Source organism: Roseibium sp. Sym1, from assembly GCF_027359675.1.
Classification (GTDB): domain Bacteria; phylum Pseudomonadota; class Alphaproteobacteria; order Rhizobiales; family Stappiaceae; genus Roseibium.
This window is the reverse complement of record NZ_CP114786.1, coordinates 6,299,200-6,322,834: the sequence shown is the minus strand read 5'-3', so window position 1 is coordinate 6,322,834 and position 23,635 is coordinate 6,299,200. Positions and strand designations below refer to the sequence as shown.

The following is a 23,635-nucleotide window of genomic DNA, read 5'->3' as shown; positions in this document are numbered from 1 at the left end:
CGATGCCGAGGGACTGCAGCGAGCCGAAGAAATCTATCACTTGCGCCCCCTGGCGTAGTTATAGGCGAGGATCAGGAACTGCACGGCCATGACGGCCATGACGACCAGCAGGAAGACCTTGATCAGGCCCGGATAGACGGGATCCCAGGCGCTGCCGGAGCGTTCCAGGCGGAAACTGCCGTCGGGCCGGAAGGCGGCCTTTTGCACCATCAGCCAGGACGCCCAGGCAAAGAATGCGCTGGCGGCCATGCAGATGAGCGAGATTGCGACATCGAAGATCCGCCGCAGGGAGGGCGGAAGGTTGTCGTAGATCAGCACGACCCGGATATGCCGGTCGCGCGCGGTGCAATAGAGCCCGCCATAGAGAAACGCCATGCCGCACAGGAAGATCGTGGTCTCGTGTGCCCAGATGGTCGGCGCGTTGAAGGCGTAGCGCAGCACCACCTCGTTGAGCAGGATCACCATCGACAGGACGATGCCCCCGGCAAACAGCAATCCGCCCCTGTTGATCCAGCGCCCGAGCACGCCCGCTTCGGCGATGGCGCCGGGATCCGTCTTTTCCTCTGGTCCGTCTTCTCGTTCCGCCACGGTGTCCTCCCGTTCGTTCCTCAAAAAACGGGCGCCCGCAGGCGCCCGTTGAATCGCTGCCTTTGGGGCAGCTTACTTCATCAGGCCGTTTTCTTTGAGGTAGCCGGTCAGGACGTCGTAGACCTTCTGGGCATTGTCGGACCGTTCGGCGACCTTGGCCCATTCGCCGGTGGCGATGGTGCGGAACTTGGCGCGCTCGTCCGCGGACCAGTCGGTCACGGTGATCTCACCGCCGGCCTTGGCTTCCTCGACGGCTTGCATGTCGCGCTCCGCAAGCGCGGCCACCTGGGCCTTGGCAAATGTTGCGACGCTCTCTTCAAGCGCGGTCTGCAGGTCTGCCGGCAGTTCGTCCCACTTGGCCTTGTTCATGGAAATTTCCACGAGCGGCATGGAATGGAAGCCCGGATAGACCGGGTTCGGCGCGACCTTGTGCATGCCCTGGGCATGGTTGGTCGAGAACACCGTGTAGTCGGCGGCATCGATCACGCCCTTGTCCAGCGCGGTGAAGACTTCCGAGCCCGGCAGGTTCACCGGTGCGGCGCCGGCCGCGGCGAACACCTGCTGCACGAGGCCTTCCGGCGCGCGCATCTTCAGGCCCTTCAGGTCATCGACGCCGTTGAGCGGCACCTTCGAGACGAAGGCTTCCAGGCCCGGCGTGGTGGCGCCGATGAAATGCAGGCCATAGGGCTCGACCAGTTCGTTCATCAGTTCCTTGCCGCCGCCATCGGCCATGAAGGCGAACATCTCGTCCGGGGACGACCAGGCGCCGACCGGGTTTGCGATCAGGCCGAAGGCCGGATCCTTGCCCGCGAAATAGGACGTGTCCGTGATGTGGCCGTCGAGAATGCCGGACGCGATCGCGTCCTGGGTCTCGTTATGGGCAACGATGGATTCCACCGGCAGCAGCTCGATCTCGATCCGGCCGCCGGTCTTTTCCTTGACGGCTTCCGTCCAGCCCTGCTGGAGTTCGAAGTTCGGGTTGCCCGCCGGGTCCGAAGACTGGAAGCGGAACGAATAGTCCGCGGCCATGGCCGTTGTGGCGAGCATGCCCGCAGCGAGGGCGGCGAGGGTGGTCCTGGTCAGATGTTTAAGCATTCTTTCCTCCCGTTTGGTGTGGCATCGCGGGTTTCAGGACGCGATGGTTTCAATCTGCGGCGGGGCTTGCCGCAGTTCTTCCAGGGCGCGGTCGACCAGTTCGTCGACAGGGCTGGAAATCTCGAGGGTGAAGCCGGGTTCGCCGGCTTCGAGCGGTTCCAGGGTCGCCAGCTGGCTGTCGAGCAGGGTCTCGCCCACAAAATGGCCCTGGCGGTTGGCGAGCCGCTCCGCGATCAGCGCGCGCGGGCCGGACAGATGAATGAAGCGGCACGCTGGCAGCGACGCCCGCAGCCGGTCCCGGTAGATGCGTTTCAGGCTGGAGCAGGCAACGACGGCGCCTCCGGTGCAATAGAGCTGAAGCCGGGCCGCCATGGCGACCGCGTCCAGCCAGGGCATGCGGTCGGCATCGTTGAGCGCTTCGCCGGCCGCCATCTTGCGCTTGTTTTCCGGGCTGTGAAAGTCGTCAGCCTCGACCATGCCCACGCCGAGACGGTCGGAGAGGTTCCTTGCCAAACGGCTTTTGCCGGCTCCGCACACGCCCATGACGATGATCGCGGTTTCACTCACGGCTTGTGGCAATTCACCCTGCATGTCGCTCCCCGATTGGTGTCTTTGTTGTCGTTATAAAAATGGTAGCGCTAACATTTGTCAAACATTTTTTTCTGGTCTATCATTCTGGAAATGGATAGAATCTATATAAATTACTGTAATGGTTGGATAATTTGAAGACGACAATTTCCGATGTGGCACGAGAGGCCGGTGTTAGCGCTATGACTGTTTCGCGGGCGCTGCGCGATCCGGACAAGGTGTCTGCAAAGACGCTGGTGAAAATCCGTGCGGTGGTCGACCGGCTCGGCTACGTGCCGGACCCTGCCGCAAGCGCGCTGGCGACGGGCAAGACGAATGTCATCGGCGTGATCGTTCCATCGGTCACCAACAACGTCTTTTCCGACGTCATGCGCGGCATCTACGAGGTGGCGGAAGGCTCGAAATGGCAGATCCAGCTCGGCAATTCACGCTATTCTCCGCTGGAGGAGGAAGGTCTAGTCCGGACGTTCCTGAGCCAGCGCCCGGCCGGTCTGATCCTGTCCGGCATCGACCAGTCGGACGAAACCTCCAGACTGTTGATGGGAGCGGATTGCCGCATCGTCCAGATCATGGAATGCGGACCGGATCCGTTCGACATGATGGTCGGCTTTTCCCATGGGGACGCCTCCGCGGCGGCAACGCGCCATCTCCTGGCGGCGGGGTATGAGCGTCCGGGTTATATCGCGGCCCGGCTCGACCCGCGCAGCCAGCGGCGGCTGGCCGGGTTCAGGGCCGAGGCGGAACGAGCCGGCGTTTACGATCCACTGCGCATCGTGACCACGCCGCGGGCCTCCACCGTCACGCTCGGCTGCGAGCTCGTTGCCGATCTTTTGTCGAAGGCGCCGGAGACCGACGCCATCCTGTGCAACAATGACGACCTGGCGCTTGGTGCCCTGTTCGAATGCCAGCGCCGGGGTCTTCAGATCCCCCGGGACATCGGCATCTGCGGCTTCAACGATCTGGAGATGATGGCCGCGGCAAACCCGCCGGTCACCTCCGTGCGCACCTTCCGCCTCGACATGGGCCGCGACGCCTTGCGCATGCTGACGGGCGCGCTGGCCGGGATCGAGCCGGAAGAGGCAGTGGTCGATCTTGGCTACGAGGTGATCGCACGGGGGAGCACGGCGCGGGCCGGGTAGGCGGGGGCGGGCGACCGGATGTCAGTCCGCCTTCGGCGGTGGTGTGAACAGGATCCTGGACGAGACAAACCATTTTCCCGGGCGCAAGTCGTAGACGGTCGAGATCCGGCACCAGGCGCCGTTGCAAGGGACTGCCATCTCGATGACTTCGGAGGGGGCGAGTGGCGACATGCCGGCAAAGCGCGGTTCGGTGAGGATGGCGGAGAAAAGCTGCGGTACGCCGATATAAAGGAGCTGGATCGCCTCTGCCCGGTGATCCGTGCCAGAGGGGGCTGTTTCCGGGTCCTGTCTGAGTTCAACAGTGACCCCGCAGGAGGTCAGGCGCCCGCTTTCGTCGTAATTGACTTCCCAGAACGGGTGCCCTCCTGCCGCGTCCGTTTCGCTGTCGCCGGTCACGGAGAGTGCGTAGCGGTCCTGGTGCCAGTTTTTCCCGGCAAAGCCGAGCGCGTGCACGTCGCTGCGCGCAATGAAGAACCCTTTCGGTGTGACCTCAAGGAGCGTGTTCCTGCCCTGGTAAAGGGAATTGCAGATCAGCCGGGTCATCCGGAAGACGGTCCAGAGCCCGCCGGTGTCCTGTTCCGGCTTCACGATGGAAAGCCGGCCGAGAAACATGGCGTAGTCGCCGATGCCTTCGGTGCCTGGCGCGGACCTGTCGCTCTCCGCCCGCTTGCCGGCAATTCCAAAACCGGTCGTATCGGTTGTCGCTCCCGGTGTGTCGCTCCCGAACAGGTAGCCATCCTGCGCGGATCCGCATTGGGACGACGCAAGCAGCATTGCCGCGGCACATACCGGGATTGTCAGGTAGCGGGGCTTTGGTGTGTTCCGGCGGTTGTTCATCGAGGCTCCCATTTCTGACGAGTGCCGTGCTTCAAGAACCCCATGCCCGGTCAGCGAGCCTACCACGATATGCAAAACCGAAGGAAACCGTGTTGACGTAAGGGGAAAGGCTGCCCGGGCACAATAAAAGAGCCCCCTCATTCCGGTCCGGCAGGACTTGGAAGCTGCCGAAACAGGGGTGAGGATTTTGTCCCGGGAAACACCATCCCGGCGACATCGACGGCTTATGAGAGCTGAATGCCCGACCTGAGACATAGGTGACAAAACGTTCCGGACACATAGGTAACACTTTCCGTTTTTCGGGAGGTGTCGATGCCGTGGCAAGAGGTGTCCAAAGTGGAGGAACGTCTTCGTTTCATCGCCCGTCTGTTGGATGGCGAGGGCATGAGTGCGGTTTGCCGTGAGTTCGGCATCTCGCGCAAGACTGGTTACAAGATCTGGAACCGTTATCGACGCGATGGGATGGAAGCGTTGTGCGACCGGTCGCGCCGGCCGGTTCGCTACGCCAACCAGCTTCCCGAGCAGGTTGAGCGCCTGATTGTCTCGACACGGCAGGAGAAGCCGCACTGGGGCGCGCGCAAGATCCGGGAGGTGCTGGTCAGGAAGCTGGCCGGCGATGTGCGTATCCCGGCACAAAGCACGGTGCATGCGGTTCTTGACCGGCACGGCCTTGTCAGCAGAGCCCGCAAGAGGCGGCGCGCCAACAAGGCCGCAGGCACGCCTCTTTCGGCTGGTCTTGCCCCCAACGATCTCTGGGCAGCGGATTTCAAGGGAGAGTTCAAGCTGGGCAACCGGCACTACTGTTACCCTTTGACGGTCACCGACCACGCGTCCCGTTTTCTGCTGAGCTGCGAGGCCTTTGACTCAACGAAGGAAACGCCGGTCATGGACGCCTTCCTCGCCCTGTTCAAAGAGCGCGGCTTGCCGTCGGCGATCCGCACGGACAACGGCTTGCCGTTCGCATCGCCAAACGGGCTCTACAACTTGTCAAAGCTGTCGGTGTGGTGGCTGCGTCTGGGGATCGGCATCGAGCGTATCAAGCCAGGCCACCCGCAGCAAAACGGCCGGCACGAACGCATGCATCTGACCTTGAAGAAGGAGGCCACCCGACCGCCAGGCATGAACAGCCTTCAGCAGCAGGCCAAGTTCGATGCCTTCATGAAGGAATTCAACGAGGAACGACCTCATGAAGCGCTCAGAATGAAGACACCGGCGGAAGTCTACACAGCCTCATCAAGGCAATATCAGGGCCTGCCGGACCTGGACTACCCCTTCCATGACAGGGACGCCCTGGTCACCGCATGCGGACGAATCTGCATGCATCGCAAGAAGATCAACGTCTCGACCGTTCTGGCCGGTCAGAAACTCGGGATCAAGGAAGTGGAAGAGGGAATTTGGCTGATCAGCTTCATGAGCTATGATCTGGGATACATCGACCTGGAGCAGAGAACACTACAGACAATCGACAACCCGTTCGGCGCGAGGTTGTAACCCATGTCTCCGGTACAAACTGTTACCTATGTCTCCGGATCGGACAGAAGAAAAAATGGTCGGAGTGAGAGGATTCGAACCTCCGACCCCCTCGTCCCGAACGAGGTGCGCTACCAGGCTGCGCTACACTCCGACACTTTGTTGGACCTTCAAGAAGAGATCCATCGGGAACAGCGGGGCATGCCCGCGCTGCGTGGAGGCTCATTTAGCAAAGCTCACCTGTTCCCGCAAGCGATTTGGCGCGCCGAACGGTTTTTTTTTGAAACTGTGAACATCCTCAGGAAGATAGGCCGGAATCCCGGCAAATCAGCGAGGTTGATGAGGGCCGCATCGGCCGGACCGCGAGCCGGCGCGATCCGGAAAGCGTGGCGGGTGACTGGCGGCCGGGGACCGCCCGACGTCTTGCTGGGGAAAACCTGTCCAGGCGGCGAAGAGATTGCCCGTGGAGGCTCTTGCGCTTGCCGAACTGTCTCGCTATACAGCGTCTCCACGGCCTTGGGGTGTAGCCAAGCGGTAAGGCAGCGGTTTTTGGTACCGCCATGCGCAGGTTCGAATCCTGCCACCCCAGCCAGTGTTTCCTTTCCTATTCTTTTTTAAAATCTCTTTTGGCGTCCAGCCGCTGGACTCGCATAATGTGGTATATGGAATGATCTGAACAACACGGTTTCTGCCGTTCGTTTCAATTGCGGCAAAGGTCTGCTCCGAGCCCACTTTGACCGGTGCTGCGCTGAAAACGAACGTCCTCTTTGGTGCAAAAGTTATGACTTATGCAACGCGCCTTTGGGTGACGCAAAATCAAGGACTTGTACTGGTGCGAAAGTCAGTTGCCCAATTCCGTCATTGTGAGTTGGGGTTTTGCGACGTGGCAGACAGCGTGCCCGCGTCGGTAGTTTAAAGGGTCCTATGAGCGTTTGAAACAATTGAAGCACCGATTCGAAAGCGGCCATTGGCGCAAGCGCAGCCAAATCTCACTTTGTCCGCACTGCTGCCGTTCCTGCGAGGAAACTCGAAAGTCCGCTTTGAAGCCTTTTGAAACAGCCCGTCATGCCATCTTGAAAGTTGCTACCTCGGCAAACGCCAAATTCAGGACCTTTCCTCGTTTTGCCCCTAGTTTCTGCTGATTTTCCCAAGGTAGCAACTCGCGGCCAAAAGCCGGAAAAAGTTGCTACCTCGAAATTGCGCGATGGTTGAATTCATTGCTCTTTTTCAAATGGCACAGATCGCGAGACGGGTTTTCGTGGTTCGGTGCGCCAAGTGAAGTTGCGCAGCCCGTTTCGCTTTTCCATGCCTAAATCCTTAGAAAACCGCCAAGAACCGCTTATTCCCACCTAATCCCGGAAACGTCCTTTAAGCCATGTGTTCTTACGCGTTACACGTTCGCATAATGCCTCATTTTACCAAGCCGATGTGGAAGTGCACTAATGAAGCCCTAGAAACCGGCGCTTCCTATTCGACACGTTAGCAGAGCATACCTTGCGGGATGCAATCTTTTTGTAGCACTGTCACCTTCGATCGATTGTAGGGGGCGCGGTGTGAGTACGGTGGTAGACAATTCAGTGAATGTAGCCGGCGTTGCATCAGTTGCAGGGCTATGGGTCTCTCCGCGAGTCGTTTCCACCCTTTTGGCCCTTTCGGGAGTGATAGTTGGCCTAGTTGCGCGCGACGTAGTAATGGCGATATATTTAGCAAGGAGAAAACGTTTTGAAGAACTTGCAGACAAGAAAAATAGTGCGAGAGAAGCGCATTTAGATCTAGTGCGTCTGTACTCAGATCCGCTCAAGGACGCCGTGACTAGCCTAAAATACCGTCTCCAGGAAATTGTTGAGAAGAAGCAAGCTAGTTATCTTCTGGCGAGCGCTCCTGAAATTCCTTTTCTTGAATACAAACGGATAAGTACACTATATCGGATCGCTTGCGTTCTTGGTTGGATCAGAGCAATACGACGCGAGCGCAGCTACCTCGATCCGCAGCAAGCAGCGGCCTCTATCGAAATGCAGGCGATAACTGAGTTTGAGGGGGCACTTGCAGATGGCGCTCATGTTGAGCTTCAACGTCTTGAAGAGCTCACAGTGCTATGGCACGTGTCATCCATCGATGGCGAAGCAAAGACTCGTATTGCAAGTTTGATTGACAGCAAGCGAGCAGCTTATCTGGCGGCCAAGGAAGTGCTTAGTCCACGGGATCTGTCAGAAAATGATCAATGCGAACTAGCTGAGCAATGCGCCGAAATTATCCGGAGCAAGGCAAGTGTTGATATTCCTGAAAGTCTCGTGTCCGCCACCGCAAAGCAGGCAGCGGTAATTTTCGGAATAAAGGAAGCCTATATTTATAGGGATTGGCAGGCTGCGATCGGTGACATGATGATTGCGCAAGAAATAGGTGGCAAGCGCCATTTTTCAGTGCACGGTTTCGGCACCTTCGAGGACATGTTCCTTGATGCCCGAAAAGACAAAGGGTCAAGTACTGCCCGATGGCTAAATCGACTTGAAGGACTCATCCACGATTTGGATATGGTACATGAGGGTTTATTTGATGCACGGCGCGAGCAGATTCACAAGCTGTATCAGTGCTGCATCAAGTTAGAGGCCGGGCTTCAGAAGCGCATAATAGCTCATCAGGCGGAATAGCGAATTGCCTTAAACTTCTTGAACTTCCAATTATCGAATGTAGAGGCAGGATTTGAACAATCTGCGCAATGAACGGTCGAGTTCGATTGGCGAAAAAGACTATTTACTAGTCATCTCTTGAGGCGTTCAGAATTTTTCCGTCTACGCGGAGACAATTTCTTATGCCAAAGCAGAAAAAGAACCATTTTGTTGGGCGGGGTATCATCCAGTTTTGGGGAAATCACAATGGACAAGTGATCTATTGGGAAAAAAATGATCAAGGAATACTAGAGCCCAGGAATCCAAAATCTGTGCATAATGTCGAATATTTGTACGCGAATTGGGATGTCAATGGAAATCGCGATATGCACGCGGAAGAAGCGCTCGCAGCCGAAATTGACAATGAGGCACCAGTTCAGGTTCGGAAAATCCTGAGGGCCTATCCCGATATTGTCCCAATACCTGATAGTCAGCGAGCGTTCCTGGCACGGTTAGTGGTGCGAACGGTACTAAGAAATCCGGTGATCTTGGATCGTCTCACAAATGCACCGATATCTAGGTTCATTAGGGGCCTCTTCAGAATAAAACGTTGGCTCAATCGGAAACGATTGCCGGACGCTGCCTATGAGAAACTGGGAAGAGACCGAGTGCTCATTGGGGAGATGGTTTCAAAATTCGTGACAATAGATATTGAAGAGCGTGTTCGTGAATTTTCTGCAAAACGCTTTGCGTTTCTGGTTCCAAGCAATGAAGCCTCAAATTTCATTCTTGGGGCTCAACCGTTTTTCATGAATCCTAGCATGCTGAGCAATACAAAAGGCAAGGAGCGAATGAGTGATGCATTTTGCGGAGTTGTCATACATCCGCGTATGCTAGTAGCAATATTTGATGATCATGAAGAAGATGAGATCATAATTGCGAGCCAAGAAGATATGAATCGGATCAATGGTCTATTTGTTAAATATTCGTCATCTGTGGTTATGGTTACTCCGAATGATTTGGAGGGGGCGTGGTACAAGCCCCATGGCCTGGAGGAGGGGGAAGAAATATATAATTTAACTGTGAAAGATCTTTAGATCTTAGTGCGCAGTAAGATTCGCATAACGTAGAACAAGGCACCCATTGATCTTTCCGGCCGGGCCGGATTGCATAGGGGCGGACAAGCGGAGCTCAATGCCGGCAATAGACAAAAACCGGGTCGCAATTGAATAGCCGGATTGGAACCGCACCTGGACGGCAGTAATCTCTAAAAATGAACATTCCAAGCCTTCAACCCGATCTGATATTTCCCAGGCTGAAATACACGTCCGCTGACAGTGATTTTGCTTTCGAAGCGAAGCGCGCGGCGATGGGGCCGTACATAACCAGGAAGTGGGGTTGGGACGAGGAGTTCCAGCGAAACCTGCATTCCCGCCGCTACCAGGAAAAACCATACTTTGAGATCAAGAACGCGCAAAATCGTCTTGGTACTGTGTCCTTTCAAGTCTTCTATGAGCATGTCCGGTTTGGCGAGTTTTACTTGTTTCCCGAATATCAGGGGCAGGGAACAGGTTCGAGAGTACTTCAGCACTGTCTGCGGCTTGCTGACAGCCTCACCCTGCCAGTGAGGCTGGAACACTTGCACTGGAACCCGGTGGGGGCACTCTATCGCCGGTACGGTTTCATTGAGATTGGGAAATCGGACATTCATTGCTTCATGGAACGTCCTTGCCCAAGTTGAATTCTCACAGACACGACGGGATCGAAGCGTGGGTGGCTCGAAGTTTGTTGGGTTCCATCGTGCCAAACTCAAGGGCTGGTTTCGCCTAAACTGGACCTTGAATGTTCTTAAAACAGGTCATTGCCATTCAACGCAACGATGGCAAAAGTCCACCTTCGATTCCACACCTTGAGTAGCCCTCAGTTCCGCCGTTCAAACAGACTGAACTGGAACGGCTGAGGGCTGTCCCAGGGCGTGCGGTGCACGTCAAGGCGGGATTGAATGAGTTTGAATTCTTCTCCCAATGTCTCGCCGAGGGTCTGAGGGGAATATCTCACAACGGGCAGGCCGCTGCACTTGTCGGGCCCGTCGAGGGCAAAGGTAGCGATGATCGCGTGTCCGCCTGGGCGGAGCGCGCGGTGAAGCCGCGCGATGTAGGCGGCGCGGTCGCCTTGGTCGACGAGGAAATGGAAAACGGCCCGGTCGTGCCAGAGATCGAACGTCCGGCTGGGCGTCCAGGTGGTGATGTCGGCGACGATCCATGTGATCGCTTCACCCGCTTCTCCGCTCTCCCGGCGGGCTCTCTCGATTGCGAATTCCGAGATGTCCAGCACCGTCACATCATGAATTCCGCGCTGGATGAGCCGCGCGCCAAAACGAGATGTCCCGGCGCCAACGTCGATCACGGACGAAGCCCCGGTAATGCCGGCGGTTTCACTGAGCTCAAGGGAGATCCCGGGATCAGCCTGGGTCCAGCTCAACTCGGCCTCGGCCTTTTCTTCGTAGACCTTCTCCCAGTGTGTCCGACGATCCTGCGTCATGAAACATCTCCTGCCTTGCAGAGTGTCGAGGTGCAATCCGCACGGAATTCGGTCACCGCTATGCGTTCATAGCCTGTTGCTCTTGTGCGTTACATGCACCGTGCGCACGCCGTGACGCCATGAGCCAGGACAAAAACGGCCCTGACGAATGTACCTGGAGTCCGGGTGCCAGGTGCCCCGGGCCCCGGGCAGACCCGTGACCTCAGCGCCGGTCGGCGCCGAGAGCGGCACCGGCGGGAACCCGACCGCGGCCCTGCAGAGGATGAGCGGGACGGGAGATCTCATGCGAGAGGGGCTCGGGCCGGCCGGTGCGGTCCGGTTTTGACAGCGCTTCCCGCAGGACGGCAATGCGCTCCAGGACGGCCTCGCGGCGGGCATCGAGATCGGCGCGCAGGCGGTCGATATGCTCCAGTTTCTTCAGCATCATGGGGATGCCGTCTTCACAGGGACCGTCGCCCTCGTCGGCAAGGCAGGCCGCCATCGCGCGCACTTCCCGGGTGGAAAAGCCGGTGGCGATGAGATCGCGGATGCGACCGGCGCGGCGCAGGTCGGCCTCGCTGTACCGGCGGTAGCCGTTTTCAAGACGGCGGGTCTCCATGAGGCCCGCCGTCTCGTAGTGCCGCAACATGCGTTCGGTGATCCCGAGCCTGTCGGCCGCTTCCTTGATCTGCATTCCGGTCCCTTTCCGCATCGACTGGGTGCGCAGCATGGCACCTTGACACTAGTGGTAAGGTCAAGACCGGAATTCAAGGGACGGGCCGAAATGTGGTCCGGGCCCGGTCAGGATCTTTGCGACCAGCCGCCGTCCACGGTGATGATCTGTCCGGTGAGCCATTCATTGGCGGGGCTGCCGAGGCGCAGGATCCAGGGGACAAGGTCGTCGGTGACACCGCGCCGTCCAAGCGGCACCTGGGCCGCCTCGGTGTCTTCGACCGCCTGGGCCATTTCCCGGGAAAGCCCCATCATGCCCGTCAGGGCCCCGCTCTTGACCGGACCGGGAGAAACCGCATTCACCCGGATGCCGTCGCCGGCAAGTTCGATCGCCCAGGAGCGCGTCAGGTGCTCGAGCGCTGCCTTGGTGGCGGCATAATGCGCCAGGGCAGGGGCCGCGTTCCGGCTGACGGCCGTGCCGATATTGACGATGCTGCCCTTTGTCTTGCGCAAGGCCGGCAGGGCTTCCTTCACCAGGAGTGACGGCGCAACGATGTTGACCGCGCAGACATCTGCAATCGCCTGCGCGTCATAGGCTTCGATGGGCGCGGGCCTGCCCGCACCGGCATTGTTGACAAGCAGGTCCAACCCGCCCCAGCGGCCGACGGCTGCCCCGACCGTGGCGGCAGCTTGGGCGGGGTCGGCGCTGTCCGCCTGAACCGTTTCAATGGCGTCGGACCCCTTTGCCGTTTCATCGAGCCTTGCCCGGTCGCGACCGGTAATGACAACCTTTGCCCCGCACGCCACGAGCGCCAGGGCGATTGCCTTGCCGATGCCGGAACTTCCTCCGGTGACAAGCGCCACCCTGCCTTGCCACGCATTTGCCTGTGTCATCCTTCACCTTGCTTTTCTGCTGTTGAAATACCGCGCAAATCTGCGCGCAAGAACAGCGTTAGCGGCTTGCCGCTAGTGTCAGGGTCAAGACGAAATTTTCCGGAAGTGGCACCGGCTGGAAAGAAACTTGGTCACACCTTGCGGGCGTACCGCCTCCAACCTGATATGCGGCCGGGATGGACCGGGCCGCGTCCAGAAAAGGAGTTTCAAATGAAAACGCATGACGTACAGTCGGTGTCCATCGCGCAGCCTGCAAGAATTGTGTTCGACTATGTCGCCAAGCCGGAGAACCTGCCGAAATGGACGAACGCCTTCCGCCGGGCCGACGGCAAATCGGCGGACCTTGTGACGGGCGGCGGGGCGGTCCAGATCGGTCTCGAGACGAGGACACAGGCCGAGACCGGAACGGTCGACTGGAAGTTGACATTCCCGGACGGTTCCGTCGGCACGGCCTGGTCACGTGTCACGCCCGATGGCGAGGACAGGGCGATCTACTCCTTCGTGCTGATGGCGCCGCCGGTGCCGCTTGAAATGCTCGAAGGTGCGTTGACGGAGCAGATGGGAATCCTTGCAGGCGAACTTGCCGAGCTGAAGACGTTGCTGGAGGCCTGATCCGTCCCCGGTCAGGGCGGCACGCCCGGGGGAGCGTGCCGCCTGTCCTTGCCTGAAGATCGTGCCGATTTCATGTAGCAGTTTCGCTCCGGGCGACGCTGATGGCATTTCGGGCAGGCAATTGCAGGTGTTCAACAGGTTCGGACATTCTTCCGTTCTGGAAACAATTGCGTTGAAATCTAACAACTTGTTGAATTTGAACATGGAAAAATTGGGGTCTGGAAAGTGTTCACATGTTTTCAACAGGGTGGCTTCCGAAGATGTTGAAAAGCAGACGGTGAAGTAGACATCAAGTAGTTGGAGGAGCATTATCTTAATAACTACTGAGCCAGATCGGTTCCGCCATGGTAAGCGGGTCGCCAAGCTGGGGCCTCGGTAGCCCATGCCCGGGCCGTTCTTTTGGGTTTGCCCAAGGGTAAGTCTGAATGTTCGGTTTTCGGGGAACCGCATGGGATGCGCTTTCTGGCGGCTGCGCACCGCAGATGGCGCCCCGGTATTCCGGTAACGGCGGGTTATCCGTGGCACCGGCGTGAGATCGAGATCCGCCAGATTTCGTGATCACGGGTCGAAGGCTCCCGGAGGGAGGCGAGGCCACCGGAGATCAGGATCGCTTTGGCTGCCTGCCTGAAAGGGTTGAGACGTCAAAACAAGTGTCCTGCTCCAAACAGGGGGGTGCTGGTGCAAGCCGGCACCCTTTTGTTTTTCGCTCCCTGTTGTTTTTCGCCCCCTTTTTTTCGCCCAGGCCTTTCTGCGTCAGGAAGCGGGCACCCCCGCCACCGCGCACCACTCTTCCAGCAAGTGCCGTACCGATTGCCCGGGCGTGCCGTCCCGGGTAAATCCCCACCACAGCAATGCGCCCTGCCAGAGGCTGGCCATCTGCCAGCCGAGGCGGGTGGCTTCCGCTTCGGATACCGACAGGCGGCGGCCAAGTGCTCCGGCCAGGAAATGCCCCCAGTCGGCGCCGCGGGCGCGCAGGACTGGATTGCGGAAGTCCTCACGCAGCAGGAGCAGACCGTCTGCAAAGCCGTTCCCGCTCGTATCCGCCGGCGTCAACTGAAGCAGCAGGGATATTGCGCCACCAGGTGTTGCCGGCAGATGCGCGTCCGCCATGCGTGTCTCGGCCTCCAGCCTGTCCCAGGCAAGCAGAAGCGCAGCCTCGATCATGTTCTCACGGCTGCCGAAGCGCTGAACGAGCGTTGCCGCCGACAGGCCGGCAGCGGCCGAGGCGCGCTGAAAGGTCAGCGCGTCCGCACCGGTTTCCACCAGCGTTTGCAACAGCCTCTCAAGGACCATTTCGTCGGAAATGCGCTTCGGTCTTGCCATGATTTATTTATAAACGTATGTTTGTTTATATTCAATCGGAGTATCTCGTATGGCCAAGATAGTCGGCTACATCGCCGCCAGCCTGGACGGTTTCATCGCCGGCGAGGGCGACGATCTCGCCTGGCTGTCCGTCTATGACGGCATGGATCTTGGCGAACATGATTATGCCCGTTTTCTGGGCCGGATAGGCACGATCGTCATGGGCCGGGCGACCTATGATTTCGTGGCTGAACTGGACCAGCCATGGCCCTATTCCGGTCAGCGCGTGTTCGTGGTCACCTCCCGCCCGATCGAGGAGCCGAAAGGGGAGCTCCAGACGCGCCGGCACATTGACGGGCTGATTGCTGAACTGCGGGACCTTGAAGACGGCGATGTCTGGATGGTCGGCGGCGGCCGGCTGCAGATGGCGTTTCTGGAACGCGGTGCGCTGGATGAAATCGAGATCTATCTCATGCCGGAGCTGATCGGTGGCGGCGCGCCGCTGTTCCCGCCGACCGGGTTCAGGGCCGGTGCCAGGCTGCTTGGCGCCGAGCCGATGGATCGCGGCTGTGTCCGCCTGCACTATGCTTTCGACCGGCCCGTGGCGGCCTGAGGCTCGTTTGAAGTCCAGGCGGGAGCGCCGCACTGGGCGGTCCGTGCGTCACCGCTGGCATTCCAGAACCGCGCCGCTGTGGATCCTGTCAACACAGACCCGGTAGCTCTGTTCCTCGTCCCAGCTTCCGCATGTCGGCAGATTGGCCCTGGCCTGATAGCCGCATTGGTTGGCGCAGGCGTTGGGCAGGCCCTGGGTGCAATTGTCGTATTTCGAGATCACCTCGTTGACATAATCGCGCAACCCCGCGGAGCGTCCAAGACCGGCTGAAAGGTCGTTAAGAAGTGCAACACCGCATTCGTTGCAGGTGGCGCGCCCGGTGTTGCTGGTAGTGGTGCTGGTCGCGCGGTGCAGGGTGCCGGAGGCATAGTAGGAAACGCCGTCCTGGCTTCCCGACCATTCCCAGAAGGCATTGTCGCCCTGGACGACGAACCGGATCCGGCCATTGTCGACGCAGTTTTCGCGATAGGCTGTGATGGTTTCCGTGAAGGTATAGACCCCGCCGCTGCCGCCGCCGCTGAGACTGCCCGAACATGGTATGCCCGGATAGTCGCTCGTGCCGCCGCTTGCCGAATCCAGCACCATGACGACGCTGTAGGACCCCCAGCCCGGCTGATCCACTGTACCGGTCCATGTCCCCGCGGGATCCTGGGCGACAGCAATTCCACCCAGGAAAATGACGGCGATGCTTGCAAGAGCCGAAGCCAGGAGACGCATCAGGAGACGCATGGAGGCATCCTTACGTGGACCGGCCGCCCGGCAAGGAACAGCTTTCGCGGCCCAGCACCCGAAGCATGCCGGTATACCGGCCGAGGATCAAGTGAGGGGCCACCCTTACATGTCGCGCAAGACGGGAAGCGTCAGCCGGCGGCCGCACGAGGCCGCCGGGGAACCCTTACTGGTCCGCAGGCGGGGCCGGCGGGGTCTCCGGCGTGGCGCCGCAGGTGGTGACGCCGCCGAAGCAGCCGTATTTCTGGCCCTGCACGGACGATGCGTAGTTGACGCCCGCGCCGGGGGCCGGTTCGGCAAGCGTGTCGACCGTGAGCGTGAAATCCGCCTGTTCCTCGAAGATCACGACAAAGTCGGAGCCGCCAAACGCGAAGTTGGCGAATTCCCAACCCTTGTCGGCCATGGCGCCTTCCTTGACCCAGTCCCGTTTGACGATGGACGATACCTGCGCCATGCCCATCGGCGAGATGACAACGATGCCATGATCCTCCGTTTCGATGCCGATCACCATGCGTGTCTGGCCGAACTGCCAGTCCGCAGTGTCCTGCGGGTCGTAGTGGCTGACTTCACCTTCCTCACGCGCTTCGGCCCAGCCGGACTTCATCCGCACGCCGGCCTGCAGGTGCTTGAAATAGATGATCTTGCCGGCGACCGGCACATGCAGCCGGTGATAGTTGTTCACGTTGAGGAACTGGTGGGTCCAGGTGCCGTTCCTGAACAGGCTCGAGTCGATTGAGCCGAAGGTCTCGAGGACCTTCTCGCCGTCCTTGCCGTCAATGAATTCAAAGACATCGCTGTAGAGCTGACCCTTGATCACTTCACCCGCCTGGGAAACACCGTCATAGGTGGTCACCAGCTTGCCGGTGCTGCTGATCGGCCACCAGCCGGCAGACGTGCTGTCGCCGATGGCAACGACGGTCGCCGGGTCATTGTAACCTTCCACCGGGCGCGAGCCTGTCGGGAAGGTGGCGGCACACAGTTCGCGCACGAAGAAGTCCTGGAAGGTCGTGTAGCCGCCTTCCGGCGGGCAGTACCAGTCGCCGAAATTCGGGTCGCTTGTGAAGTCGGGAACATGCACCGCCGAGGGAGGGGTTTCCAGGTATTTGCCCCATTCAACCGCGATATCGCGCATCCAGTTCGAGAAGGCGTCGTTCTCGAACTGGATCTGGCCGCGCGGATCGGTGGTCAGTTGCCGGTCGACCAGGAAATAGCTGTAGGAGAGGATGTCGAGGATGTTCCAGTTGCAATAGTTCTTGCCATCCATGCCCACGCGGATCTTGCCGTCGAAAATGCCGGTGTCGATGTTCTGCGGCGGATAGGTCAACAGTGCATCGACGAAGTCGTAATAGTCATCGAGGCTGGCGACCGGATTTGTCTTTGGATCCGAATTGATGATCTGACCGAGTTCGATCGATCTGGTGAGCTGGTCCGCCAGGGCAGGGTCGCTCTTCACCAGGTCTATCAACGTGTTGGTCGCCGGCTGCCGGCCGGGATCCGGACAGTCCTGGGCCTGGGCACCGGTTCCGGTGAGAAGAAGCGTGGCGACGAAAGCGGAGGCGAAGCGGACATGCATCGGAGGAACTCCCTTGGCTCGAAGAGGTGTGCGGTCGGTCCGGTCGCTTGACATGAGGAACCGGCAGCAGACGCCGGCCGGGTGCCCCCCATTCAGACGCCTTTCGCGAGTATAGGTGTTGGTGTGGAAATTATGCAATCTTAGGTAGTTTTTACGGGTATTGCCCCGAAAGCCCCTTGAGATTTTTCCGGAAGGCAGCCTGGAGGCATAAGCCGAACGGCTATTGCTCTGGACGATCCAATCGCTTCCGGTCAAAACTGGCAGGCAAAAATCGGGAGGACTTCATGCGTCGGAAAGTTGTTTCGGCGGCGGACGCGGCCGCGCTGGTCAAGGACGGCGACACCATCACCACATCCGGATTTGTCGGCATCGGCGTGCCCGACGAGCTCCTGGCCGCGATCGAGGCCCGGTTCCTGAGCCAGGGGCATCCGCGTGACCTGTCCCTTGTCTTCGCGGCAGGCCAGGGGGACGGCAAGGACAGGGGCCTCAACCGCCTTGGCCATGACGGCTTGCTGAAACAGGTGGTTGGCGGTCATTGGGGCCTGATCCCGAAAGTGGCCAGGCTCGCTGTCGACGGCAGGATCAAGGGCTGGAACCTGCCGCAAGGCTGCATCAGCCAGCTCTACCGGGATGCGGCTGCCGGCAAGCCCGGCATGCTTTCCAAGGTGGGCCTGGAGACCTTTGTCGATCCGCGCCAGGGCGGGGGAGCGGTCAACGACCTATCGACGGAGCCCCAGGTGGAGCTGATGGAGGTCGGCGGCGAGGAAGTGCTTTATTATCCGGCGCCGAAACTGACGGTGGCGCTGCTGCGCGGCACCACGGCGGACGAGGCCGGCAACGTCACCATGGAGCGCGAAGCACTGCTGATCGACAATCTCGCACAGGCGATGGCGGTGAAGAACGCCGGTGGTGTGGTCATTGTCCAGGTGGAGCGGCTGGCGCGGGGGCGCAGCCTGCCGGCGCGCGAGGTTCACATCCCCGGCATTCTGGTGGACGCCGTTGTGGTGGCCGATCCGGCGAACCACATGCAGACCTACAAGACCTCCTTTTCCCACGCTTTCACCAACCGGGTCCGCCCTCCGGAGGGTGAAATCCCGGCAATGGAACTGGGCCCGCGCAAGATCATCGCCCGGCGATGCGCCTTCGAATTGCCCGTCAACGGTGTCATCAATCTGGGTATCGGCATGCCGGAAGGCGTGGCGGCGGTGGCGGCCGAGGAGGGGCTTTTGAACCATGTCACGCTGACGGCGGAGCCGGGGGTCGTCGGTGGCCAGCCGGCCTCGGGACTGGATTTTGGCGCGGCGGTGGACGTTGACGCGGTCATCCCGCAAAACTCCCAGTTCGACTTCTATGACGGCGGCGGCCTCGACATGGCCTGCCTCGGCCTCGCCCAGGCGGACGCGGCCGGAAATGTCAACGTCTCACGCTTCGGTCCGCGCCTCGCCGGGGCCGGCGGTTTCATCAACATCAGCCAGAACGCCAAGGCGCTGGTCTTCGCAGGCACCTTTACCGCCAAGGGGCTGCACATTCATCTTAGCGACGGCCGGATGAATATCCGCGACGAGGGCAGCGCGCGGAAATTCATGACCGAGGTCGAGCAGGTGACCTTCTCCGGCCGCCGCGCGGCACGTCTCGGCCAGCCGGTGCTTTATGTGACCGAGCGTTGTGTGTTCGAATTGAGCGAAAACGGCCTGGTGCTCAAGGAAATCGCGCCTGGCATCGATCTGGAGCGGGACATTCTGGCGCAAATGGCCTTCCGCCCGGTCATCGGCGAGGTCGAGGAGATGGATGCGCGCCTGTTCCGGGAGGGCCCGATGGACCTCAGGCGCGAGCTGCTCCATCTCGACTTGCCCGAACGCATCGCCCTCGATGCGCCGAGCGGGCGTCTCTTCATCAATTTTGAGAAGATGCGCATCCGCACCGGAGAGGAAGTCGCTCAGGTCCGCGACCAGGTGGAACGGGTCTGCGGCCCGTTCGGCAGGCGCGTTGACGTCATCGTCAATTACGATGGCTTTCACCTGGATGACGACATTTCCAATGATTACGCCGACATGGTCGCCGATCTGGAGAGCCGGTTCTACGGCACCGTGACCCGTTATTCGGGCTCTGCCTTCCTGCGCCTGAAACTTGGTGAGACGCTGAAGGGGCCGGCGCATATCTACGAGACCCGGGAGGCGGCTCAGTCGTTTCTGGACGGGAGGGGATAATACGGACCGCAATGAACCGGAACCAGTCGGATGACCTGTTTATTGCGGGTTGCACAAGCCGTTGCGGCACGGTGTCCTGTCTCAGCACCCGGTTGCGGGAACGGGCCGGTTTCGCCGCCGCCCGGCCACATACTCCCGCAGCAGGCTGACGCGTTTCGGGCGAAAGCTCTCGCCGCCGCGATCCATCGCCTCGATGCGGCTGACATGGAAGTGGCGATAGTCCATGCGCAGGCGGCAATGGGCGAGCAAGAGCAGCGTGTCCTCGCCATAGGACATGCCGAGCGGCCAGATCTCGCGGGTGGATACCCGGTCCTGCAGGTCGCGATAGGTGATCACCAGGCTGAACTCCTCCCAGCAGGCCTCGCGCAACAGATCCAGGTCGACCGAGATCGGCGGACGCGTGTCGGTCCGGCGCCAGGACCGCAGCACCGTGTGCATGGCCTGGCGGGCCTGGCGGTCGGGCAGGGTTGCGATAATCCGGGCCATGGCATTGCGCCCGGACTCGATCAGCGTTGCATCTCCTATCTGCTCCAGACCGCTCTGGGCCAGCATCAGCGCCTCGATCTCCAGGCGCGAAAAGCTCTGCGGCGGCAGCGCCGTGTCCTCGACCAGCGTGTAGCCGACCCCGGCGGCGCCGTCGATAAGCGCCCCTCCGGCGCGCAGGGTGGCAATATCGCGGTAAAGCTGGCGCAAGGAGACGCCGCTCTCTTCGGCAAGCCGGGCCGCGGTCACCGGTTGCGGCAGGCGCCGGAAGATATCCATCAGACGCATCAGTCTGTCTGTACGGGCCATCGGGAAATGCATGCTCCTGCCGGAAAGTGTCAGCAGGGGGACGCTATAGCTTTTGCATCCAAACCGAAAGGAGCTTTTCCATGGCCACGCTTTACCACGCCCCCAACAGCCGGTCTTCTTCCATCGTCACACTGATCGAGGAACTTGGCGCCGACGTCGATATCCAGGAAGTGACCATCCCGCGGCAGGACGGCGGCGGCGCGCCTGATCCGCGCAATCCGCATCCGGAAAAGAAAGTTCCCTATCTTGTCGACGGAGCGGAAAAGATCCGCGAGCGCGGGGCCATCATTCTGTATCTCACGGACAAATTCCCGGAAGCCGGGCTCGGACCGATCGAGGGCCAGCCGGGCCGCGGCGACTACCTGTCCTGGCTGTTTTATTATCAGGGCATCATGGAGCCGGTGATCCTGCTGCAGTTTGCGCAGTTGAACCATCCGGTGCTGACGGCAAGCCTGCGGGATTATGACACCATGACGGAACGGCTGGCCGAGACGCTGGAAACCCAGCCTTATCTGCTTGGCGAACGCTATTCCGCCGCCGATCTGCTCTGCAGCAGTCCGTTCCTGTGGGTGCCCGATCTCATGCCCGACAACAAGGCGGTCCGCGACTGGGTGGCGCGCTGCGCCGAACGGCCGGCGGTCAAGCGCACCGTGGAGCGGGAGAAGGCTGCGGCCTGACGCCGGCCGTCTTCAAACGTAAAAAGGCCTCCTCAACTCATGCTGAAGGGGCCTTGTCCCATACAATGATAGTCCGGCAACGCCCGCCGTCAGCGCCGCTTTCCGAACGAAGGCTTGCCGCCCGTTGCGGGGCGGGGTCTGGCGTCCGCTTCGTGCGAGCCGACTTGCGGATCATCGAAATGCTTGCGCTGGAAAAAATTGTCCGGGCTGTCGCGGCGATTGTCGACCTCGCCCTTCAGCGCTTCCTCGGATGTCTTGAGAACCTGGGCGCGCTGCGCTGAGGTTGGCCGCTTCTCGGAGATGAATTGGACACCGCAGCGCAGGCCTTCTTCCCAGCGCCGTTCACAGGTGACTTCATAGGCTTCCAGGTCGATATGCAGGTCGAATTCCTTCGGCAGCATGTAGGCCTGCTCGAATTCAAGCAGTGCACCGCCATCGGAAATGTTGCGCACGATGCAGGGAATGGATCTCAGGCCGTGCTGGAAGACCATTTTGCCCTTCTTGAAGACACGAGCACGCCGTGCGCGCGGAAACTGTTCGCTTGCGCTTTCATCGACAGGATGCTGCGGTTCTGGCTTGGCGTCCGACATGATCAACTCGCATTTGCTCACATTCGAGGGTTTTCTTCCCCCGGGCTCAAGTGAGTTTAACAACAAGGCCTTGCCAATCCGTGAATCTCCGTATTTCCGGGGCTCAGAGGCATTCGGCTCGCTTGCGATACGCAACAAAACCCCCTAAGCGGTGGGCAGAGAAACCTGAGCGTTTTCATTTCGTGCGCATTCGTGGAACACCATTCCTTGAATTGATACAGGTTCTTTCATTATTTACGGGCATGCCAAACGAGCAGAGGACACGGAAATTCTAATGGTTTCCGTGCAAATTGAGGCGTTGATGACGGAAGACCAGGTATCCTTTTTGAGCCAGCTGGCGATCAGCGCCGGGGAAGAAATCCTGAAAATCTATGCTGAACCGTTTGAGGTCGAGAGCAAGATTGACGGGTCTCCGGTGACCAAAGCGGATGCGGCGGCTGAAAAGATTATCCTGGCCGGACTTGCCGAACGCTTCGCGGACATTCCCGTTGTCGCCGAGGAAAGCGTCGAGGCTGGCAACCTGCCGGATGTCCGCGATCGCTACTTTCTGGTCGATCCACTGGACGGCACCAAGGAGTTCTTGAAGAAAAACGGCGAGTTCACGGTCAATATCGCGCTGATCGAGGCGGGCAAGCCGGTTTTTGGGGTGGTGTCGGCACCGGCCCTCGGCGAAATCTATTGGGGCGGACATCTGGAAATGGACGGCACGCAGCGCGATGCGGCGTTCAAGGGCAGGATCGAGGCCGGACGTGTGACCGGCATTGAACCTGTCAGTGTCCGCACTCCGCCGGCGGAAGGCCTGAGCGTTCTGGCGAGCCGTTCGCACATGTCCGGTGAAACGGCAGCCTTTATCGGCCGTTTCAAGGTCGCGGAACAGCTCTCCGTCGGCTCGTCGCTGAAACTGTGCTGGGTGGCGGCCGGTGCGGCCGACCTCTACCCGCGCCTCGCGCCGACGATGCAGTGGGACATTGCCGCGGGAGATGCGGTCGTGCGGGCCGCAGGCGGCGCTGTGGTGCTTGCTGAAACGGGAGACGACTTTGTCTACCGGGTACCGGACAACGCGACAAAGGACGACCTGCGCAATCCGCATTTTCTTGCCGTCAGCAGCAAGGCGCTGCTTCAGGGGCTAGCTCCGGCGGCCTGAGGCGAGACCACGAACACAAGATCACGGCCGGTCCGCCGGCCCAACGGAAAAGCGAATATGAACATGCAATCTCAGGGGATCACGCCCGAGCGCCTCAGCAACCTGAAGCGTCTGGAGGCGGAAAGCATCCACATCATTCGTGAAGTGGCCGCAGAATTCTCCAATCCGGTGATGCTCTATTCCATCGGCAAGGACAGCGGCGTCATGCTGCACCTGGCGATGAAGGCGTTCTATCCGTCGAAACCGCCATTCCCGCTGCTGCATGTGGACACGACCTGGAAATTCCGGGACATGATCACCTTTCGGGACGAGACCGCCGCGCGTCTCGGCATGGACCTGATCGTCCATACCAACCCGGAAGGGCTCCAGAAGAATATCGGCCCGTTCTCTCACGGTTCCTCGGTTCACACGCATGTCATGAAGACGGAGGCGCTGAAACAGGCGCTCGACAAATACGGTTTCGACGCCGCCTTCGGCGGTGCCCGCCGGGACGAGGAAAAGTCCCGCGCCAAGGAACGTGTGTTCTCGTTCCGCAATGCCAGCCACGGCTGGGACCCGAAGAACCAGCGGCCGGAGCTGTGGAGCCTCTACAACGCCCGGGTGGCCAAGGGCGAAAGCATCCGCGCCTTTCCATTGTCCAACTGGACCGAACTCGATATCTGGCAGTACATCCTGACGGAAAACATTCCGATGGTGCCGCTCTATTTTGCCGCCAGGCGCCCGGTCGTGAACCGGGACGGCATGCTGATCATGGTCGACGACGACCGCATGAAGCTCAAGGCGGGCGAAGTGGTCGAAGAGAAGATGGTCCGTTTCCGGACCCTCGGCTGTTACCCGCTGACCGGTGCCATTGAATCGGATGCCGACACATTACCCGCCATTGTCCGTGAAATGCTGATTGCCCGCACTTCGGAGCGTCAGGGGCGCCTGATCGACAAGGACGAAAGCGCCTCCATGGAAAAGAAGAAGCGCGAAGGATATTTCTAA

23 protein-coding genes and 2 tRNA genes are annotated in these 23,635 nt (G+C 60.0%); 12 read left to right on the top strand and 13 right to left on the bottom strand.

The annotated features are described in order from the left end of the window. Positions 1-36 precede the first annotated feature (36 nt). The 3 genes from O6760_RS29085 to O6760_RS29075 form a co-directional block, all read right to left on the bottom strand. The gene (locus O6760_RS29085) at positions 37-588 is read right to left on the bottom strand and encodes a TRAP transporter small permease subunit (protein ID WP_269583147.1); all 552 of its coding nucleotides are present in this window, start codon (positions 586-588) and stop codon (positions 37-39) included. Positions 589-660: 72 nt separating this feature from the next. After that, positions 661-1,683: a TRAP transporter substrate-binding protein gene (locus O6760_RS29080; protein WP_269583146.1), complete on the bottom strand. Its 1,023-nt coding sequence runs from the start codon at positions 1,681-1,683 to the stop codon at positions 661-663. A 33-nt stretch (positions 1,684-1,716) separates the two neighbouring features. After that, positions 1,717-2,274, bottom strand: coding sequence for a gluconokinase (locus O6760_RS29075; RefSeq protein WP_269583145.1), 558 nt, complete (start codon positions 2,272-2,274; stop codon positions 1,717-1,719). Positions 2,275-2,453: 179 nt separating this feature from the next. Here O6760_RS29075 and O6760_RS29070 point away from each other — a divergent pair, with 179 nt between their 5' ends. Then, on the top strand, positions 2,454-3,410 hold the full coding sequence (locus O6760_RS29070; protein WP_269583144.1) for a LacI family DNA-binding transcriptional regulator: 957 nt from the start codon (positions 2,454-2,456) through the stop codon (positions 3,408-3,410). A gap of 21 nt (positions 3,411-3,431) precedes the next feature. On the opposite strand, the gene O6760_RS29065 is transcribed toward O6760_RS29070, so the two are convergent. Continuing rightward, on the bottom strand, positions 3,432-4,247 hold the full coding sequence (locus O6760_RS29065) for a hypothetical protein (protein WP_269583143.1): 816 nt from the start codon (positions 4,245-4,247) through the stop codon (positions 3,432-3,434). 312 nt (positions 4,248-4,559) lie between these two features. On the opposite strand from O6760_RS29065, the gene O6760_RS29060 reads away from it, so the two are divergent. Further along, positions 4,560-5,738 carry an IS481 family transposase gene (locus O6760_RS29060; protein ID WP_269583142.1) on the top strand — a complete coding sequence of 393 codons (1,179 nt, stop codon included), beginning with the start codon at positions 4,560-4,562 and terminating at the stop codon, positions 5,736-5,738. Positions 5,739-5,794: 56 nt separating this feature from the next. Here O6760_RS29060 and O6760_RS29055 read toward each other — a convergent pair. Beyond that, positions 5,795-5,871, bottom strand: a tRNA-Pro gene (locus O6760_RS29055). A 363-nt stretch (positions 5,872-6,234) separates the two neighbouring features. Between O6760_RS29055 and O6760_RS29050 the strand changes: the two genes are divergently transcribed. From O6760_RS29050 to O6760_RS29035, 4 genes are all read left to right on the top strand, one after another. Next, positions 6,235-6,309: transfer RNA gene (locus tag O6760_RS29050), tRNA-Gln, on the top strand. A gap of 961 nt (positions 6,310-7,270) precedes the next feature. Then, positions 7,271-8,365 carry a hypothetical protein gene (locus O6760_RS29045; protein ID WP_269583141.1) on the top strand — a complete coding sequence of 365 codons (1,095 nt, stop codon included), beginning with the start codon at positions 7,271-7,273 and terminating at the stop codon, positions 8,363-8,365. A gap of 161 nt (positions 8,366-8,526) precedes the next feature. After that, positions 8,527-9,420, top strand: a complete 894-nt coding sequence (locus O6760_RS29040; RefSeq protein WP_269583140.1) for a DUF4238 domain-containing protein — start codon at positions 8,527-8,529, stop codon at positions 9,418-9,420. A 176-nt stretch (positions 9,421-9,596) separates the two neighbouring features. Beyond that, complete coding sequence (locus tag O6760_RS29035) at positions 9,597-10,064, top strand: GNAT family N-acetyltransferase (protein ID WP_269583139.1); 468 nt, start codon at positions 9,597-9,599, stop codon at positions 10,062-10,064. A gap of 179 nt (positions 10,065-10,243) precedes the next feature. Here the strand turns inward: O6760_RS29035 and O6760_RS29030 are convergent, their stop codons facing one another. The 3 genes from O6760_RS29030 to O6760_RS29020 form a co-directional block, all read right to left on the bottom strand. After that, positions 10,244-10,864 carry a class I SAM-dependent methyltransferase gene (locus tag O6760_RS29030; RefSeq protein ID WP_269583138.1) on the bottom strand — a complete coding sequence of 207 codons (621 nt, stop codon included), beginning with the start codon at positions 10,862-10,864 and terminating at the stop codon, positions 10,244-10,246. Positions 10,865-11,066: 202 nt separating this feature from the next. Beyond that, positions 11,067-11,537 (bottom strand): MerR family transcriptional regulator, encoded by a 471-nt coding sequence (locus O6760_RS29025; protein WP_269583137.1) that lies wholly within the window; start codon positions 11,535-11,537, stop codon positions 11,067-11,069. A gap of 107 nt (positions 11,538-11,644) precedes the next feature. Then, on the bottom strand, positions 11,645-12,409 hold the full coding sequence (locus O6760_RS29020; protein ID WP_269583136.1) for an SDR family NAD(P)-dependent oxidoreductase: 765 nt from the start codon (positions 12,407-12,409) through the stop codon (positions 11,645-11,647). 210 nt (positions 12,410-12,619) lie between these two features. Here O6760_RS29020 and O6760_RS29015 point away from each other — a divergent pair, with 210 nt between their 5' ends. After that, positions 12,620-13,021, top strand: coding sequence for an SRPBCC family protein (locus O6760_RS29015; RefSeq protein ID WP_269583135.1), 402 nt, complete (start codon positions 12,620-12,622; stop codon positions 13,019-13,021). Positions 13,022-13,774: 753 nt separating this feature from the next. Here the strand turns inward: O6760_RS29015 and O6760_RS29010 are convergent. After that, positions 13,775-14,344 carry a TetR family transcriptional regulator gene (locus O6760_RS29010; RefSeq protein ID WP_269583134.1) on the bottom strand — a complete coding sequence of 190 codons (570 nt, stop codon included), beginning with the start codon at positions 14,342-14,344 and terminating at the stop codon, positions 13,775-13,777. Between the two features lie 49 nt (positions 14,345-14,393). Between O6760_RS29010 and O6760_RS29005 the strand changes: the two genes are divergently transcribed. Further along, positions 14,394-14,936 (top strand): dihydrofolate reductase family protein, encoded by a 543-nt coding sequence (locus O6760_RS29005; RefSeq protein WP_269583133.1) that lies wholly within the window; start codon positions 14,394-14,396, stop codon positions 14,934-14,936. Between the two features lie 48 nt (positions 14,937-14,984). On the opposite strand, the gene O6760_RS29000 is transcribed toward O6760_RS29005, so the two are convergent. Then, a complete protein-coding gene (locus O6760_RS29000; RefSeq protein WP_269583132.1) occupies positions 14,985-15,665 on the bottom strand; it encodes a hypothetical protein in 681 nt (226 codons plus the stop codon). Between the two features lie 166 nt (positions 15,666-15,831). Then, positions 15,832-17,238, bottom strand: a complete 1,407-nt coding sequence (locus O6760_RS28995; RefSeq protein WP_269583131.1) for a phosphatidylserine decarboxylase — start codon at positions 17,236-17,238, stop codon at positions 15,832-15,834. A gap of 284 nt (positions 17,239-17,522) precedes the next feature. On the opposite strand from O6760_RS28995, the gene O6760_RS28990 reads away from it, so the two are divergent. Next, a complete protein-coding gene (locus O6760_RS28990; RefSeq protein ID WP_269583130.1) occupies positions 17,523-19,445 on the top strand; it encodes an acyl CoA:acetate/3-ketoacid CoA transferase in 1,923 nt (640 codons plus the stop codon). Between the two features lie 81 nt (positions 19,446-19,526). On the opposite strand, the gene O6760_RS28985 is transcribed toward O6760_RS28990, so the two are convergent. Next, positions 19,527-20,237: a helix-turn-helix transcriptional regulator gene (locus O6760_RS28985; RefSeq protein WP_269583129.1), complete on the bottom strand. Its 711-nt coding sequence runs from the start codon at positions 20,235-20,237 to the stop codon at positions 19,527-19,529. Positions 20,238-20,317: 80 nt separating this feature from the next. On the opposite strand from O6760_RS28985, the gene O6760_RS28980 reads away from it, so the two are divergent. Continuing rightward, positions 20,318-20,914, top strand: coding sequence for a glutathione S-transferase family protein (locus O6760_RS28980; RefSeq protein ID WP_269583128.1), 597 nt, complete (start codon positions 20,318-20,320; stop codon positions 20,912-20,914). A gap of 89 nt (positions 20,915-21,003) precedes the next feature. On the opposite strand, the gene O6760_RS28975 is transcribed toward O6760_RS28980, so the two are convergent. Continuing rightward, positions 21,004-21,504, bottom strand: a complete 501-nt coding sequence (locus O6760_RS28975) for a PilZ domain-containing protein (RefSeq protein ID WP_269583127.1) — start codon at positions 21,502-21,504, stop codon at positions 21,004-21,006. A 274-nt stretch (positions 21,505-21,778) separates the two neighbouring features. Here O6760_RS28975 and cysQ point away from each other — a divergent pair, with 274 nt between their 5' ends. Both cysQ and cysD read left to right on the top strand, forming a co-directional pair. Further along, positions 21,779-22,648 (top strand): 3'(2'),5'-bisphosphate nucleotidase CysQ, encoded by an 870-nt coding sequence (cysQ, locus tag O6760_RS28970; RefSeq protein ID WP_269583126.1) that lies wholly within the window; start codon positions 21,779-21,781, stop codon positions 22,646-22,648. A gap of 57 nt (positions 22,649-22,705) precedes the next feature. Beyond that, positions 22,706-23,635 carry a sulfate adenylyltransferase subunit CysD gene (gene cysD / locus O6760_RS28965; RefSeq protein WP_269583125.1) on the top strand — a complete coding sequence of 310 codons (930 nt, stop codon included), beginning with the start codon at positions 22,706-22,708 and terminating at the stop codon, positions 23,633-23,635.

Excerpts from the sequence above, each read along its gene's own strand:
- O6760_RS29075 (WP_269583145.1), bottom strand. The coding sequence starts at position 2,274 with ATGCAGGGTGAATTGCCACAAGCCGTGAGTGAAACCGCGATCATCGTC.
- O6760_RS29015 (WP_269583135.1), top strand. The coding sequence starts at position 12,620 with ATGAAAACGCATGACGTACAGTCGGTGTCCATCGCGCAGCCTGCAAGA.
- O6760_RS29080 (WP_269583146.1), bottom strand. The coding sequence starts at position 1,683 with ATGCTTAAACATCTGACCAGGACCACCCTCGCCGCCCTCGCTGCGGGC.
- O6760_RS29025 (WP_269583137.1), bottom strand. The coding sequence starts at position 11,537 with ATGCAGATCAAGGAAGCGGCCGACAGGCTCGGGATCACCGAACGCATG.
- O6760_RS29065 (WP_269583143.1), bottom strand. The coding sequence starts at position 4,247 with ATGAACAACCGCCGGAACACACCAAAGCCCCGCTACCTGACAATCCCG.
- O6760_RS29030 (WP_269583138.1), bottom strand. The coding sequence starts at position 10,864 with ATGACGCAGGATCGTCGGACACACTGGGAGAAGGTCTACGAAGAAAAG.
- O6760_RS28985 (WP_269583129.1), bottom strand. The coding sequence starts at position 20,237 with ATGGCCCGTACAGACAGACTGATGCGTCTGATGGATATCTTCCGGCGC.
- O6760_RS28990 (WP_269583130.1), top strand. The coding sequence starts at position 17,523 with ATGCGTCGGAAAGTTGTTTCGGCGGCGGACGCGGCCGCGCTGGTCAAG.
- cysQ (WP_269583126.1), top strand. The coding sequence starts at position 21,779 with ATGGTTTCCGTGCAAATTGAGGCGTTGATGACGGAAGACCAGGTATCC.
- O6760_RS29040 (WP_269583140.1), top strand. The coding sequence starts at position 8,527 with ATGCCAAAGCAGAAAAAGAACCATTTTGTTGGGCGGGGTATCATCCAG.
- O6760_RS29000 (WP_269583132.1), bottom strand. The coding sequence starts at position 15,665 with ATGCGTCTCCTGATGCGTCTCCTGGCTTCGGCTCTTGCAAGCATCGCC.
- cysD (WP_269583125.1), top strand. The coding sequence starts at position 22,706 with ATGAACATGCAATCTCAGGGGATCACGCCCGAGCGCCTCAGCAACCTG.
- O6760_RS28995 (WP_269583131.1), bottom strand. The coding sequence starts at position 17,238 with ATGCATGTCCGCTTCGCCTCCGCTTTCGTCGCCACGCTTCTTCTCACC.
- O6760_RS29070 (WP_269583144.1), top strand. The coding sequence starts at position 2,454 with ATGACTGTTTCGCGGGCGCTGCGCGATCCGGACAAGGTGTCTGCAAAG.
- O6760_RS29035 (WP_269583139.1), top strand. The coding sequence starts at position 9,597 with ATGAACATTCCAAGCCTTCAACCCGATCTGATATTTCCCAGGCTGAAA.
- O6760_RS29060 (WP_269583142.1), top strand. The coding sequence starts at position 4,560 with ATGCCGTGGCAAGAGGTGTCCAAAGTGGAGGAACGTCTTCGTTTCATC.
- O6760_RS28975 (WP_269583127.1), bottom strand. The coding sequence starts at position 21,504 with ATGTCGGACGCCAAGCCAGAACCGCAGCATCCTGTCGATGAAAGCGCA.
- O6760_RS29010 (WP_269583134.1), bottom strand. The coding sequence starts at position 14,344 with ATGGCAAGACCGAAGCGCATTTCCGACGAAATGGTCCTTGAGAGGCTG.
- O6760_RS28980 (WP_269583128.1), top strand. The coding sequence starts at position 20,318 with ATGGCCACGCTTTACCACGCCCCCAACAGCCGGTCTTCTTCCATCGTC.
- O6760_RS29020 (WP_269583136.1), bottom strand. The coding sequence starts at position 12,409 with ATGACACAGGCAAATGCGTGGCAAGGCAGGGTGGCGCTTGTCACCGGA.
- O6760_RS29005 (WP_269583133.1), top strand. The coding sequence starts at position 14,394 with ATGGCCAAGATAGTCGGCTACATCGCCGCCAGCCTGGACGGTTTCATC.